Annotated in this window: 15 protein-coding genes and 1 pseudogene; 2 read left to right on the forward strand and 14 right to left on the reverse strand. The window is 39.7% G+C overall.

Features of this window, described 5'->3' with window-relative positions; genetic code table 11:
- The 7 genes and pseudogenes from ACZMB2_RS04795 to ACZMB2_RS04825 all read right to left on the reverse strand — a co-directional run.
- A pseudogene (locus ACZMB2_RS04795) lies at nt 1-76 on the reverse strand (IS200/IS605 family transposase); the annotation flags it as partial.
- 426 nt (nt 77-502) lie between these two features.
- Nucleotides 503-1,279 carry an ATP-binding protein gene (locus ACZMB2_RS04800; protein WP_118771424.1) on the reverse strand — a complete coding sequence of 259 codons (777 nt, stop codon included), beginning with the start codon at nt 1,277-1,279 and terminating at the stop codon, nt 503-505.
- A 96-nt stretch (nt 1,280-1,375) separates the two neighbouring features.
- Nucleotides 1,376-2,002 (reverse strand): DUF3786 domain-containing protein, encoded by a 627-nt coding sequence (locus ACZMB2_RS04805; protein WP_487595773.1) that lies wholly within the window; start codon nt 2,000-2,002, stop codon nt 1,376-1,378.
- Between the two features lie 20 nt (nt 2,003-2,022).
- Complete coding sequence (locus tag ACZMB2_RS04810) at nt 2,023-2,217, reverse strand: hypothetical protein (protein ID WP_055149523.1); 195 nt, start codon at nt 2,215-2,217, stop codon at nt 2,023-2,025.
- 16 nt (nt 2,218-2,233) lie between these two features.
- Entirely contained in the window at nt 2,234-4,051 is a 1,818-nt protein-coding gene (locus ACZMB2_RS04815; protein WP_487595774.1) for a cobaltochelatase CobT-related protein, read from the reverse strand.
- Nucleotides 4,052-4,057: 6 nt separating this feature from the next.
- On the reverse strand, nt 4,058-4,990 hold the full coding sequence (locus ACZMB2_RS04820; RefSeq protein WP_308458603.1) for an AAA family ATPase: 933 nt from the start codon (nt 4,988-4,990) through the stop codon (nt 4,058-4,060).
- 85 nt (nt 4,991-5,075) lie between these two features.
- On the reverse strand, nt 5,076-5,846 hold the full coding sequence (locus ACZMB2_RS04825; RefSeq protein ID WP_487595775.1) for an ATP-binding protein: 771 nt from the start codon (nt 5,844-5,846) through the stop codon (nt 5,076-5,078).
- 464 nt (nt 5,847-6,310) lie between these two features.
- On the opposite strand from ACZMB2_RS04825, the gene ACZMB2_RS04830 reads away from it, so the two are divergent.
- Both ACZMB2_RS04830 and ACZMB2_RS04835 read left to right on the forward strand, forming a co-directional pair.
- Nucleotides 6,311-6,652, forward strand: coding sequence for a hypothetical protein (locus ACZMB2_RS04830; RefSeq protein ID WP_487595776.1), 342 nt, complete (start codon nt 6,311-6,313; stop codon nt 6,650-6,652).
- Between the two features lie 288 nt (nt 6,653-6,940).
- Nucleotides 6,941-7,378, forward strand: coding sequence for an Rrf2 family transcriptional regulator (locus ACZMB2_RS04835; RefSeq protein ID WP_118771430.1), 438 nt, complete (start codon nt 6,941-6,943; stop codon nt 7,376-7,378).
- Nucleotides 7,379-7,480: 102 nt separating this feature from the next.
- On the opposite strand, the gene ACZMB2_RS04840 is transcribed toward ACZMB2_RS04835, so the two are convergent.
- The 7 genes from ACZMB2_RS04840 to ACZMB2_RS04870 form a co-directional block, all read right to left on the reverse strand.
- Nucleotides 7,481-7,744 carry a Txe/YoeB family addiction module toxin gene (locus ACZMB2_RS04840; protein ID WP_487595777.1) on the reverse strand — a complete coding sequence of 88 codons (264 nt, stop codon included), beginning with the start codon at nt 7,742-7,744 and terminating at the stop codon, nt 7,481-7,483.
- Nucleotides 7,737-8,003, reverse strand: coding sequence for a type II toxin-antitoxin system Phd/YefM family antitoxin (locus ACZMB2_RS04845; RefSeq protein ID WP_487595778.1), 267 nt, complete (start codon nt 8,001-8,003; stop codon nt 7,737-7,739). Before ACZMB2_RS04845 ends, ACZMB2_RS04840 begins: the two co-directional genes overlap by 8 nt.
- Nucleotides 8,004-8,188: 185 nt before the next feature.
- The gene (iadA, locus tag ACZMB2_RS04850; protein WP_487595899.1) at nt 8,189-9,337 is read right to left on the reverse strand and encodes a beta-aspartyl-peptidase; all 1,149 of its coding nucleotides are present in this window, start codon (nt 9,335-9,337) and stop codon (nt 8,189-8,191) included.
- A 97-nt stretch (nt 9,338-9,434) separates the two neighbouring features.
- Nucleotides 9,435-10,955, reverse strand: a complete 1,521-nt coding sequence (yfcC, locus tag ACZMB2_RS04855) for a putative basic amino acid antiporter YfcC (protein WP_177970073.1) — start codon at nt 10,953-10,955, stop codon at nt 9,435-9,437.
- 140 nt (nt 10,956-11,095) lie between these two features.
- The gene (locus tag ACZMB2_RS04860) at nt 11,096-11,416 is read right to left on the reverse strand and encodes a nucleotide pyrophosphohydrolase (RefSeq protein WP_118771435.1); all 321 of its coding nucleotides are present in this window, start codon (nt 11,414-11,416) and stop codon (nt 11,096-11,098) included.
- Nucleotides 11,417-11,426: 10 nt separating this feature from the next.
- On the reverse strand, nt 11,427-13,178 hold the full coding sequence (locus ACZMB2_RS04865; RefSeq protein WP_487595779.1) for a DUF2075 domain-containing protein: 1,752 nt from the start codon (nt 13,176-13,178) through the stop codon (nt 11,427-11,429).
- Nucleotides 13,150-13,638 (reverse strand): YaiI/YqxD family protein, encoded by a 489-nt coding sequence (locus ACZMB2_RS04870; protein WP_487595780.1) that lies wholly within the window; start codon nt 13,636-13,638, stop codon nt 13,150-13,152. Before ACZMB2_RS04870 ends, ACZMB2_RS04865 begins: the two co-directional genes overlap by 29 nt.
- Nucleotides 13,639-13,644 lie beyond the last annotated feature (6 nt).

Consider the following 13,644-nt stretch of genomic DNA (forward strand, 5'->3'; position numbering starts at 1 on the left):
GATACTGTAAAGAATAAACATATCCTCGACCATATGATAGGTCATTTTCTTTAATAATAAATATATTTTTCTCCATATTTATAATATACCATATGTTCCGCTAAAAGTAAACGTACGTTCTGTTTTCTGTCAAAAAAATTGCACACCTAACTCATCACTGAAGTAACGAGAATTCGGTGTGCATTTATTCAAAAGTCGAAGATTTTTCATTTCTTGAAACTGCTTCGATGTACTTATTATACTGTCTGCTAATAGTATATGCAAGAAGTCGCTTTCAAAAACACAAAATATTTTATTTTTTGAAAATGGAGACTATGTAAAGGCAACCCGAAGGCTGCCCCAGGCATCAAGCCTATCCTGTTTACACTTCCATATCTGCACTACATTTCGGACATTTAACTTCTTTAATTGAAATCATATTTCTGGCTTCCGTACATCCTGAAAAAAATCCCATTTTTCACCTTTTTCCTGTATATATTTTACTATTTTCTTAACATATCATTTATTGCTTCAAAATTTTCCTTGCAAGCGTATGAATTTCCGGAATTTCCATCATTAGTTCATCTCCAAGCAATCCCTTTCTTGCGATTTCTGTATCTGTTGAAATAACTGCCAACACCTTACTCTGATCGTCAATAGACTCCAACATTGTTGGCAAAACCAGTTCATTTACTTTATTTAACACAAAAAATACAGGTTTTCCAATGCTTTCCCCCAGCTGTTGGATTTTTTTCGTCAGCTTCAATGATTCAAAAGAAGGATCTACGATCATTAAAATCAAATCTACACTGTTATCTACACCACGTCCAAAATGTTCTACCCCAGCTTCCATATCCAGCAATGCAACTTCATTATCTCCTACCGTCAGATGTTTGATAAATTGCTTTAAAATACTATTCATTGTGCAGGCACAGCCTTCATTTGCCTGATGTATTTTTCCACTGGAAATAAGCATCACGCCATTGTTTCGTGAAATATATTCTTCAGGTATCTCATTCAATGTAAATGGTTCCGAATAGAACTTTTTTGCAAATGCAGACAACTTCACTGTATCAAGAATCTCTCCTGCCATCATTGTTTTAAAAGCTTTCTCCTTACCGCCAAAAAACTCTGTAAAATCCCTTGGAAGCTTTACGCCAAGTTGGCGATGCAGCCCATAATTTGATTCATCAGAATCGGCTACAAGAACCGTCTTTCCCATTCGTTCAAATTCTTTGGCAAGCAGTGCTGATACTGTACTTTTTCCACAGCCACCTTTGCCACATACTGTAATCTTCATAGTTTCAATCCTCCAACTTACTATGTTCCATATTTTTCCTTCTAAATTTCTGAACAATCTTATCAAAGCCGGACTGGAAAGTTTTCTGATTCATGATCAGAGGGAAGAAAATGCTTCCGATAATTTTTGCAGCAAAATTTCTCCAACTGTTACCGCATCTTCTACACTCAGATAATGATCAGCATGATCCTGAAGAAATAGTTTGCCAGATACAGGAAATTCTTCATCTGCAAACCATATCTTTAAAGTTACCGGATATCTTGGCAGAACCGGAAAAACAGCACACAAATCCGCCTTTGTCTCTATGAATTCTGCACCCAGACTTGTACATGCTTTCTGAATTTTCTCAGGATCTTTGTCCTGCAAAAGCTTTTCCAGTTTCTGCTCTGCAGTCCGGTCAAACTTGGTTCCCCGAATCAATCCATCTTTCAGGTTACCAAAAGTAATGAGCTTCTGTGAGCCTTCTGTTCCATCTGCCATGTCCAGATAATGCAGCAATGTCAGATAATGCCATTCGTCCATGTTTGAGTTAATGCGAAACTCAGGAAGTTGAATTTCAATCGCTTCATGAAAACTCGGTACCTCAAGCATATTTCGATTGCTATAAAAAACAGCCCCACTTTTTGCAGCAAGATCCTCTCCGGAACGATTTTGCAGCCGTTTTACTGCTGCCTGTAACATTTCCTGAAATGCACGATTTTCTGTTTGATTTTTGTATTCCATACGTTCTCCTTAAATGCTTCTTACTCCACTTCCTCCAGTTCTGTTCCTTCCGGAAGAATATATCCGCAGTTATCACATACTCCGTCCTCTGCGAGTATCCCGTCTTTCACAAAGGCTTCAATGCCTCCCGGTTCATGACAGTGTGGACAATCTAATTCCTGTATCCTTTTCTGATTTCTTACATCCTGGCAATTGGCAAATTCAATTTTACCCATGGTGATTCCTCCATTTTCATTCCATATCAATTTGTCTTCGCAAAAAAGTTCCTATCATACGGGAAAAATTGCTGATATTACGAATATAGGCAAAGTCTTTTCCATAGATTCTCTTTTCCACGGAGAGTTCTTCCTCATTCCCTACAAAAATACCAATTACGAAAATCCCCTGATTTCTGGCCCGACGCACCTCATATGCAGTATCTTTCACAGCTCCTTCTCCGTCATAGATCCTGGGCTGGCGGGTTCCTGGTCGTTGTATACTCATATCACAGGGGTTTCCATCACTTAATACGATTAAAATCTTATTTTTTTCCGGTCGATCCATGAGAGAGGAACAGACTGTTTTCAGTGCAAGCCCATCTCTGTTATTGGCATATGCCCGAAATTGAAAGATTCTTTCATTTGTTTCACTTGGATCTTCATAATCCAGAAATCTCTGAAGTACTGTATATCCCCAGAAAGCGCAGTATCCTGTCACCCGATGAGGAATTCCTGCCTGACTTAATGCTTCACTGATAATATATCCCTGCGCCGCTACCTGAGCCTGTCTACCAGCCTGGGAACCACTGGAATCAATCAGGACATCTATTACAAATTCAGAATCTTCTGATCTCTTTTTTCTATTAAATAGCTTGTCATCGTCTGTTCTTCCAATTTTCCATAACCGTTCTGGAACAAGCTGCCCTGCATCAGATCTGCTGACAAAATCATCCTTTCGGATTATAAATGCCCGTTTCAGTGACTCTGCCAACACAGAAATATTTCTTTTGATGATCCAGTGATTTTTTCCATAATAGGCTTTATTTTTTTCAAACTGTAGCTGAGCAAAACGGTATTGATTATTTTTTATCACAGGGTTCTGTAAAATTCCGTCTGTAAGATACAGGTTACAGTTTTTGTGGATTCCTGTACAAAATTTCCGGTTGACTCTGGTCTGTTCCGATTCACTTAAATACGATTTTCCGTAATTCAGTTCCACATATTCCCGTATCCGTCGCACTGCCTGTGGATTTATATTCTCCGGGCTTTCCGGAACTTCTTCTTTTTCCGGAGAAAAATAAGATCTTTTTTTCTTTTTGTTTCTGATATCCAGACTCATCATCTTTTTTTTGATATTAGAAAGATATTTTTGAATGATGTCTTCCATCTGTTCATCCGTCATGCATTCCTGCCACGTGTCATTGGCCAATGCCATATCCGGTAAATTCAGAATCTTCTCCAGATTTCCATTCTTTTTTTCAAAAAAAGGATCCAGAACATGATTATAAATCTCATCTATCACGTTTATGACATCTTCCGTATTTTCCGCATCCTTCAGAGATAGAATCTTGTACAATGCAATCTCTGCCTGTGGATCCATTCCCTTATCGTCTGTGTTCTCCAGAACATGCCTTATATACAGAAGCCTGATCCTGTGAATCAGGTCTGTTCCGGCTTTGTCTGATACCTGCTCTTCTTCGGCCTTTTCCAATTCTCTGAATGCCTGTTCTCTGATTTCTTTTGTTCCCAAACGTTCTCGAATGATAAACCGATTCACTGCAGCATCCATGCATAATCCAGCAAGAGGCAAAAGCATATCTTCTCCAGCAGAAAAATGTAATTTTTTCATCAAATACATGCCAAGTTTCTTCTGATCAAAATATCGTGCAAAGGCACCCTGCTTCACTGCCTCATACAGAACCGTTTGTTTTGAATAATCATATTTTTCTGTGTCCGGTTCAAATTCCATATCATAATCACCACTGACTGTCCAAAAAAGATTTCTGATACGATTGCTGATCTCCAGACGATGTTCTTCCAGTTGTTCCGCCGGCCATCTGACATCCTCCATACAAGTTTACCCCCATATGTCTTTTCCGGTCCAGGAAGATGGGATTCTGGTAGAAACCACATCTTCTACGATCTCTTTTTCAAATACATCAAAACTTTTATTTATGATCCCCATCTGGATTGCTTCAATTGGAGAAAGTCCGCTTCTTGTTGCCTTTACAGCAGAAACCAATCCTCTCAGGTCGAGAGATTTTGTTGAGATTTCTCCATGATAAGCTTTGATCTGCAAATCCAGAAACAGTCCTGCAAAAGCTTTCAATGCACTTTTTTTCCCCTCTGGAAAATGTTGTCTTAATACAAAAAGGACACTATCCTCATCCATTTCAGGCATATCAATTACCATAAACCTTGAAACCAATGCTTCATTTAACTCTCTGGTACCTGCGTAACCATAATTCATCGTGCCGATAAATCGTGTTGCCGGATGAAGTAAAATCCTGTTATATCCTGGAATATCGATTCTGCGCCGATGATCCAGTGTGGCATGCAGTACAGAAACCGCATCATTTTTTGCCATATTGATTTCGTCCAGGATTCCAAATCCTCCAAATTCCGCACATTGGTAGATGGGACCTTTCCGAAGGCGAACTTCATTATTTATAAAGGTATCCGTTCCAATCAGATCGGCACTGTCTGTATTTACGTGAAAAGAAATGTCGTATTCCGGTCTTCCGAATATCCATGCCAGTGTCTCACATAGTACATTTTTTCCTGTAGCTTTCGCACCGGAAAGTAACAGGTTATCTCCCTGAAGAAGCGCTGCTATTGACATTTCCAGAATCTTTTTCCCATAGAATAGGATATCCGGTTTTTCTATCCGTTCCTTTACTTGATCCTCCACCTCATAACGCATGTGAAAATCTCTCAGTTCTCCAATCAGTTCCTGTGCTATCTTCTGGTCTTCTAAATATTTTTCTATTTCTGTCCAATTATTTTTCATGAAGATTTTCCTTTCTTTGCAATTGGTTATACCAAATCAGATACTATTTCTGTTTACTCAATCTTCAAACTTTCAATCCTCCAACTTACAATCCTAACTTCTTTACAATTTCTTCCAGTGCACTTCTTACAGGAGAATCTTTCGGAAGCCGTACGATCGGCTTTCCATCACAGTCATACTGATATACCTGGTCATCATGTGGTACAACTCCTAACAGTTCCAGTCCCTGATTTCGGATTTCTTCCAGAGTTCCGGCATCCAGTTTTCCATCTGGAACACGATTCACGATTAATCCAGTTTTCTGTGGTTTAAAGTTTAACTCCTTCATCAGCTTTGCTATACGCCCGGCTGCCTGAACACCTCTTCTGGAACAGTCACTTACAAGAATCGCAACTTCCATCATTGGCAGGATTCCTCTGCTGATATGTTCCATACCTGCTTCGTTATCAACCACAATATATGGATAATGGCTTTGCAGTTTCTGAACCTGGGTCTGCACAAGACCATTTACAAAACAATAGCAGCCCTGTCCCTGGGTTCGCCCCATTACCATCAAATCATAATCGTCTTCTTCTGCAATCGCATCAGAAAGACGCATTTCCAGATATGCCTGTTTTGTCATTCCTGCCGGAATCTGATATCGTGGATCAACTCCTGCACGTTCAATCTCTTCTCTCAATTCTCCGAGTGTAATCTCCGGTTCAACGCCGAGCACTTCATTCAGATTCGCATTTGCATCTGCATCTACAGCTAAAACCGGATGTTTTCCATTTTCACATAAATATTGAATCAACAATCCACAAAGGGTTGTTTTCCCTACACCGCCTTTTCCTGATACAGCAATTACATGTCCCATATTTTTCCTCCTAAATTTCTGAACAATCTGTTGACTTTTTCTTTAAACCTCATTATAGTTGTTACTATATGAATTACAATAATCAGTCTGTGAGATTTGTATGGTTACTCAACACATCAGAAAAACTGTTGAGAAATGATACATTGGAAAGCATACATTCAATGGAGGCCATTATGTCGGAAAAAACAAGCAAGCAAGACCGCCGTACCAGATATACCAGGCAAAGCATAAAGGAAACTTTTTTAGAATTATTAAAACAGAAAAATTTCACAAAAATCACGGTTACTGAAATCTGTAAAATTTCTGAAATAAACAGAGGTACTTTTTATCTGCATTATTACGATATCCATGACGTGTTGGAAGATATTTTAAATGATATAACACAGGATATGAAAACAACGGTAGAACACTTATTTTGCCCAAACCAGAAAAACTGTTCCTATCCCTTCTGCCAAAAGATTCAGATGGAAACAAAATACAGATCTCTGTTTCTGGATGATACAATTGCTTCCATTCTTCTGGAAAAAATAGCAGAAAATACAAAAGAAGGCTATGTGACCTGGCTTATGTCACACAGCCTCCTGACCTTTGAGCAGGCAGAATCGGTTTTTTATTTTCAAATGAATGGCTGTCTTTCCATCAACAGACTGATGCTCCGCAATCACTGTAATGACTGGAAACAGATTCAGACAACCATTGACAAATTTATCAAAGCCGGACTGGAAAGTTTTCTGATTCATGATCAGAGGGAAGAAAATGCTTCCGATAATTTTTGCAGCAAAATTTCTCCAACTGTTACCGGATAAACAGCCCCACTTTTTGCAGCAAGATCCTCTCCAGAACGATTTTGCAGCCGTTTTACTGCTGCCTGTAACATTTCCTAAAATGCACGATTTTCTGTTTGATTTTTGTATTCCATACGTTCTCCTTTGTGAATATTTATAATATCATGTAATAATCAATGTTTATACAAGGGCTGTATTGACTTTTCCTTTAACCCCTATTATAGTTGTAATTATATTATTTACAATCGTCAAAACATTAAAAAATGTGAAAATAAAATTATTATATCATACTACAAGGAGTTTCTTATCATGAAATACTCAACGAAATTAAGTGATACTGTTCATGTGATGGTTCTGATTGCTATCAATCAGGAAAAATCCCTCTCCAGTGCCTCAATTGCAGAAAGTGTCCATACGAATCCCGGCTTTGTACGCCAGCTTATGTTAAAACTTAAAAAAGCGGGACTTATGACCAGTGTAGCGGGACATGCCCGTCCTTCTCTTTCAAAACCAGCAGATCAGATTACATTGCTGGATATTTATAAAGCAGTTGAAGGTGATAAACCATTGCTTCATTTAGATACTCATACCAATCCAGATTGTGGCGTTGGCATTAACATTCAGTTATCTTTGCAGGGATTTTATAATGAAATTCAAAAGACTGCCGAAGAAAAAATGAATACGATTACTTTACAGGATATCATAGATACCTACTATCAGCGGATATCTATAGAAAATAACTTATAGAGTTATAGACACCTGGCTCTCTCAATTCCTGCTTCAACAAGTTCTACAGCAGTAGGACATAAAATAAGCACCTTCAGATTTTGCTCTGTTGGTGCTTATGATTTACGTATCACTATAATGGTATCTACAAGCTATAATATACACATTTTCATCATCAATCTTGTATATAAGTCTTTCTTTATCGTTTATTCGCCTGCTCCAATAACCTGTTAAATTTCCAACTAACGATTCAGGCTTTCCAATTCCTTCATTACCATTTCTACATATATCTTCTATTAAATTGTTTATCTTTTTTAATGTTTTCCTGTCCTCTGTCTGCCAGTAAACATAGTCCTTCCAGCCATTGTCAGTGAAAACTTTATTCATCAGCAGATACCTCTATAAGATCATGTGTAGAAAACTTTCCCTTTTCAAGCTGTGCTTTAGATTCCATCAGCCAATCATAGTTAGCTTTATTTCCCATTACATAGACATTTTCCATCAAATTGTTATATGCTTCTTCAGACAGCATAACAACATTTTTATTATCTTTTCGTGTTACAATCACTGTTTCATAATCATCAGTAACTTTATCCATGTAAGTTTTCATATTATCACGCAAATTCGTATAATTAACTGCCAACATATCATCACCTCCATAATATAATGTACGGTTTTCTGTACTTTTATTATACTGTACAGTTTTCTGTACGTCAAGTATTTATATTATATTATGATACGCCCATACAAACTATTCCAGTTTTAATACAGAGGGCAAATCGGAGTCACTTCCGATTTACTTTCTAAGTTTTGGATTATCACAAATATGCTTTATTTTGTATAAACTGTATTCCCTTTTGCAATTACTTCAACAAGCTGAAGTTCCGCGTCAAGAATACAAAGATCAGCATCATAGCCTTCTTCAACCTTGCCTTTTCCTTTGAGACGAAGAATATCTGCCGGATTAGATGTAATTGTAGAAATAGCTATTTCTAAAGGAATTTTTGTTTTAAATACACATTCCTTTACTTCCTTCAGGAGGCAGCTGGACTGTCCAACGCCCATTCCAAGGAATTCGCCATCACTACTGTACATCGGAAGGCTTCCCTGTCCATCAGAAGAAATTGTCATGCGGTCGGGATTTACTCCCGCATCTAACATCCGTTTGATCCCATTACATACACGTACCTCATCACAGATAGTTTCCCAATAGTCAATATCCTCATTTCCGGTAAAGTCTACTGCTCCGCCTTTCAGTGCATACTCAAGCGACTTGCAGAAAAGCATCTCATTTCGATTGATATGTGTTGGCAATATTTGAGAAGCTGGTATCTCTGTCTCATCTACTACTCGTTCAATAAGATCTAAGCATCTCGGACTGTCGCCAAGATGAACATTTACAATACCAGCTTTCCCGGAAAGAACACCACCAAGTCTTGTATCCGCAATGACACGTGTAAATTCCTCAAAAGTCGGCTGTGAAGAACGATGATCAGAGATCGCAATTTCTCCAGTTCCAATGATTTCCTGAATCATCATAATATCTTTCACAATACTGTCAGTCAACGTGCGAACCGGAATCTGATAACTGCCCGTATAACAGTATGCAGTCATTCCCTGCTCATTCAATCCTTTTGTCTTTGCAACCAGTGCACACATATCACGACCAATTCCATCTGTTCCAAGGCAGCCAACAACTGTTGTTACTCCAAACTTCGTAAGTCCTTCCATCGTTGCTTCCGGAGTACGATTGGCGAATCCACCTTCGCCACCGCCTCCGAGTACATGCACATGACTATCAATGAATCCCGGGGTTAAAATTAGCCCCTCTCCATTGATCATTTCTGCCTCAGAAAGAAATCCGTCTGCGGATATGGAACCTGCATCTTTAATCTTAACAATCTTATCATTGATTGTAAGCACATCTTTTTTCCCCAGATGCTGTGGAGCATAAACATCAATATTCTGAATTAATTTCATCATAAATCACTCCCAATTGTAAAGCGGACATTCGCAATCCGCTTCGCTACTTGCTCATGAACGCAGTCGCTTCGCAATCTGCGTTCAAATGCATGTTTTAGAATCCAATTCCAACTGCAATAAGAACTGTAATGATTGCACCAATCATTAAGACGCCAAGGAATTTCCACATGAATTTAATCCAGTTAGACCACTCAATCTTTGCAATCGCAAGAGATCCGATCAGACATCCGGATGTAGGAACAATCAGGTTTGTAAATGCATCACCAAGCTGGAATGCAACTACAGCTGTCTGGCGTGAAACGCCTAACAGGTCTGACAGTGGAGCCATGATCGGCATTGTGATCGCAGCCTGTCCTGTTCCGGATACAACGAAGAAGTTGAATACGGACTGGAACAGATACATAAGTACTGCTGCAACTGCTCCGGAAACTCCAGACAGTGTATTTGAAATATTATACATGATTGTATTGATAACTGTAGGTGTTGTCGGATCAGACCCACCAAGAACCTGCATGATACCCTGTGCCATAGCAACAACAAGTGCAGCACCGATCAGGTCTTTTGCTCCATCTTTGAATGATGTTGCAATATCATTCAGTTTCATATCGTTCAGTCTAAAGATAACTCCAATCACACCGGAAACAATTCCCATAATGAAGAACTGTGTAGCAATCTCTGGCATGTAGTATCCTTGGATCATGACTCCCCAAACTACCCATACTACTGTAGCAACCAGTGTCAGAAGAACTAAAATGTGTCCGAGACCAAATGAATGTCCTTCGTCAATTCCTGTTTTTTCATTTTGTTCACGGAAATATGCATCCGTCTTATATGCGATAGAGATTGTCGGATTTTTCTTGATCTTTGATGCATAGAACATCGTCATTCCGCAGCCGAGTGCTGTAAATACTACCCACATTACCATACGGAATCCTGCTCCGGAGAATACGTCAATACCTGCAATACCCTGTGCAATACCTACAGAGAATGGATTCATCCAGGATGAACCAAAACCAATCTGTGTTGCAACATAAGTAACAAGAACTGCAATCACTGAATCATATCCAACTGCTACAAACAGCGGACAAAGAATCATAGTAAACGGAAGTGCTTCTTCTCCCATTCCAAAAACTGCTCCACCAAGAGAAAACAGTACGAAAAGCACCGGAATCAGTAGTTTTTCTGCTCCCTTTGCCTTACGGATCAATCCGATCAATCCGGATTCAATCGCACCTGTACGGATCATGATACCGAATGCACCACCTACTACCATAAGGAATGCGATAATCTCGATTGCAGAACTATTTACGATTCCGTTATACATATAGTTAAAGAATCCTGTTCCACCATCTCCACTAAAGAGTGCTACTCCTTCTGTTACTACATTTCCTGCATCATCTGTCAGATACTGGAAACTTCCGTCTTTGATTACTGTACGAGTTTTCTCAACACCATTGATCATATATGAAATATCCTGTGTTTCGTAAAATCCCTTTGGAACAAGAAATGTCAGAAGTGCTGCGATAACAACTACTAAAAAGATGATAATGTAAGTATCAGGCACTTGGAATCCCTTGTTAAAAGACTTTAATCCTTTTCCTTCTTTTTTGTTCATGTTTGAGTCTTCCTCCCATTTTTGATATATTATATTAGTGTACCATAGAATACTTAAAATCTAATTAAAAATTTGCATATCATGCAAAAATATAACGCTCCTGTCATAAAAACAAGATTATAAAGGCCCGTTTCTTATTTTTACAGCTGATCGTATTTGGCAGCACTGCCTTTTGCTTTTTCGACCGGATATTTCGCCTCGTTCTGTGACATCTTCATGTTAATGATCTCATCCGCATCCAGCCCAAGCTTGTCCAACAGATTCTGACTGTAGACCATGACGTCTGCCAGTTCTTCTTTCACATGCTGCAAATCATATTCTTCATCAGACCATTGAAAACACTCCAGAAGCTCGGCTGCCTCAATCACAATGGATTTTGCAAGATTCGCCGGTGAGTGGAACTGATCCCAATCTCTGTCTTCTGTAAATTTTCTGATTCTGTCTATGGTTTCCTGTTTCATACCTTCTCCTTTATTTTGCTGCTTTCAGCAAGGCTGCCCGTAATTCTGGATCGCAAGCGTAAATGTACATGCCGTTCACGCCACGGGTCATAAGTACCCGCACTTCGTGCTGAATTAACATTTCTCCAAATTTTTGTTTTGTTCCATCTGACAACGTTCTGTTTCGAATTGCCTTATTATTGTGGCTTTCCGATGGAGCAAATATAATCTTTCCATTCCGATATTTCACAGATGGTCCCAGTATCACACCCGCATAATTCAGATCAAATCCTTGAATAGTAAATGTAGAACCGACTTCATTGATCGTCTGCGGCTGCTCCGCCCATGCCAGGCCACTGATCTTCCGCTTTTCCTTTCTGGAAAGTTCCGCAGCTAGCTCTCGATTCCATGGCTTGTGCCATTTTCCAATGACCACTTCCCAATATGCTCTTAATCGATCATCGGGTTTCCGTTTCTGACTATATTCCCAGTCATAAGTTGCAAGCACACGAGACAAAGCAGAATCTTTCTCTTTTGCCTTTTTCTGAATTTCCAGATCCAGCATTTCCGGATCGTCAAACACCTTGATCTGATAACCATCCACTGTATGCGGGATTTCCTTTAACTGCCCCTTCTTTGTGAAGGAATCAATCCAGTCCATGGTTACCGGGTCCGCCTGCATACGGAGCTGCTTATCCAGCACAATGTGATTTTCCGCCGTCTTCGCCTGATTTCTGTAATGTTCCAGAATCTGTGCCTCCCAGAACTGTTCTGTGGTAAGGATCTGATTTTCATCAAACATCACCACCGTTACCCGCGCCCTGGCAATAATATCCTTTAACTGATTTTCCCCATGATAGGACTGTTTACCCTGTGTCAGAAGCAAATGCGCCTCATCGACAAAAACCACGTCCACCGGATCATCTTCCGAATGATTATTGATAAATGTCGTCGGCTTGCTCACGACTTTTCCATACTTCGCAGTTAAACCAAGCTTCTCCGCAATCTGCTCATATACCGTGATCTGCTCATCATGATTTACCAACAAATAGCATTTCAGCGTCTTCTCTTCTTCCTCTGCCTGGCAATACAGTTCATAAAAGGTACTGCTGTTCAAAACCGTCTTACCAGTTCCGGCCTCACCGTCTATGAAAATCAGCTGCCCGATCTCGCCATTTTCAAGTGCCTTTGAAACCTTCTGGAGAATCAGTTCTCTCGCATCTTTCTGCTCTTTGGTCAGCTTATGAAGTGGCGATGCTTTATAAATCGCGGAATCCTTGATTGCACTCTCTGTCGGAAATAGCTCCTTATTTTCCTTCCGAAGTCCCCGCCAGATCCTGCCAAATATCTCATCCAGTTCTTCCACTGGATAATAACTGGTCTGCGGATTGTCCCGTAGATTGTGCACATGCTTTACGCGCTCTGCACTCATCATATAATGCATCAGACGATTTTCAATATCCATGGTCAGCGATTTATTGAAATGCTCATGCCCTATAATGAAAAGCCTCGCATCCTTTTCCATCAGCTTTCTTTGCCATTTTGATTTATCTACAGCCGCATCATAATGCTGACGTGTCCGTTTGAAAATGTCATTCGACTCTCCAACATAGACCTCAAAATCTCCGGAGTCCTGCCAATTGTGAATATAAACCGTTGGAAAATTCGCAATGATTTCCTGTGTCTTCTCATCCTCTGCAGGCAGCAATATATTTTCAAAAAAGTCCAACGCTTCCCGATTGTCTTTAATCTGCTTAATAATTGGCTTTGCTATGTTCGTCATCTTTTGCCCCATTTTTATTTATCGCCATCTGTACCATTTTCTCAAAAGACTGTGCAAAGCGCTCATCGTCCTCTTTCGTGCGCTTTTTCGGTCCTTTGATGTGATTCTTGTGAGATCCCCTTCTCGCTTTTCCATTCAAATGCCTTTCCATCAACATCTGATCAATGTTCTCATTGGTATACCATCTGCCAGACTGATGAATGGCATAGGCTCCTTTCCCAAGGGCCATGGCTGCCACGCCATAATCCTGGGATACCACAATATCTCCCCTGTGGCAAATGCCAATCAATTTGTAATCCACTGCATCCGCCCCGGCACCTACGATGATCACTTCGCTGTAATTCGAATGTAATACATGATTGGTATCACAAAGCAGGGTGACCGGGATTCTGTATCTCTCTGCTATTTTCTCTACGATGCCTACCACCGGACAGGCATCTGCGTCAATGTATATTTGCATGATTAT

The organism is Hominiventricola sp. (genome assembly GCF_057604405.1).

What these genes read in the sequence shown, in the direction of transcription:
- ACZMB2_RS04830 (WP_487595776.1), top strand. Translation starts at nt 6,311, where the DNA reads ATGGAAACAAAATACAGATCTCTGTTTCTGGATGATACAATTGCTTCC.
- ACZMB2_RS04820 (WP_308458603.1), bottom strand. Translation starts at nt 4,990, where the DNA reads ATGAAAAATAATTGGACAGAAATAGAAAAATATTTAGAAGACCAGAAG.
- iadA (WP_487595899.1), bottom strand. Translation starts at nt 9,337, where the DNA reads ATGAAATTAATTCAGAATATTGATGTTTATGCTCCACAGCATCTGGGG.
- ACZMB2_RS04825 (WP_487595775.1), bottom strand. Translation starts at nt 5,846, where the DNA reads ATGGGACATGTAATTGCTGTATCAGGAAAAGGCGGTGTAGGGAAAACA.
- ACZMB2_RS04815 (WP_487595774.1), bottom strand. Translation starts at nt 4,051, where the DNA reads ATGGAGGATGTCAGATGGCCGGCGGAACAACTGGAAGAACATCGTCTG.
- ACZMB2_RS04865 (WP_487595779.1), bottom strand. Translation starts at nt 13,178, where the DNA reads ATGACGAACATAGCAAAGCCAATTATTAAGCAGATTAAAGACAATCGG.
- yfcC (WP_177970073.1), bottom strand. Translation starts at nt 10,955, where the DNA reads ATGAACAAAAAAGAAGGAAAAGGATTAAAGTCTTTTAACAAGGGATTC.
- ACZMB2_RS04840 (WP_487595777.1), bottom strand. Translation starts at nt 7,744, where the DNA reads ATGAATAAAGTTTTCACTGACAATGGCTGGAAGGACTATGTTTACTGG.
- ACZMB2_RS04845 (WP_487595778.1), bottom strand. Translation starts at nt 8,003, where the DNA reads ATGTTGGCAGTTAATTATACGAATTTGCGTGATAATATGAAAACTTAC.
- ACZMB2_RS04805 (WP_487595773.1), bottom strand. Translation starts at nt 2,002, where the DNA reads ATGGAATACAAAAATCAAACAGAAAATCGTGCATTTCAGGAAATGTTA.
- ACZMB2_RS04870 (WP_487595780.1), bottom strand. Translation starts at nt 13,638, where the DNA reads ATGCAAATATACATTGACGCAGATGCCTGTCCGGTGGTAGGCATCGTA.
- ACZMB2_RS04860 (WP_118771435.1), bottom strand. Translation starts at nt 11,416, where the DNA reads ATGAAACAGGAAACCATAGACAGAATCAGAAAATTTACAGAAGACAGA.
- ACZMB2_RS04810 (WP_055149523.1), bottom strand. Translation starts at nt 2,217, where the DNA reads ATGGGTAAAATTGAATTTGCCAATTGCCAGGATGTAAGAAATCAGAAA.
- ACZMB2_RS04835 (WP_118771430.1), top strand. Translation starts at nt 6,941, where the DNA reads ATGAAATACTCAACGAAATTAAGTGATACTGTTCATGTGATGGTTCTG.
- ACZMB2_RS04800 (WP_118771424.1), bottom strand. Translation starts at nt 1,279, where the DNA reads ATGAAGATTACAGTATGTGGCAAAGGTGGCTGTGGAAAAAGTACAGTA.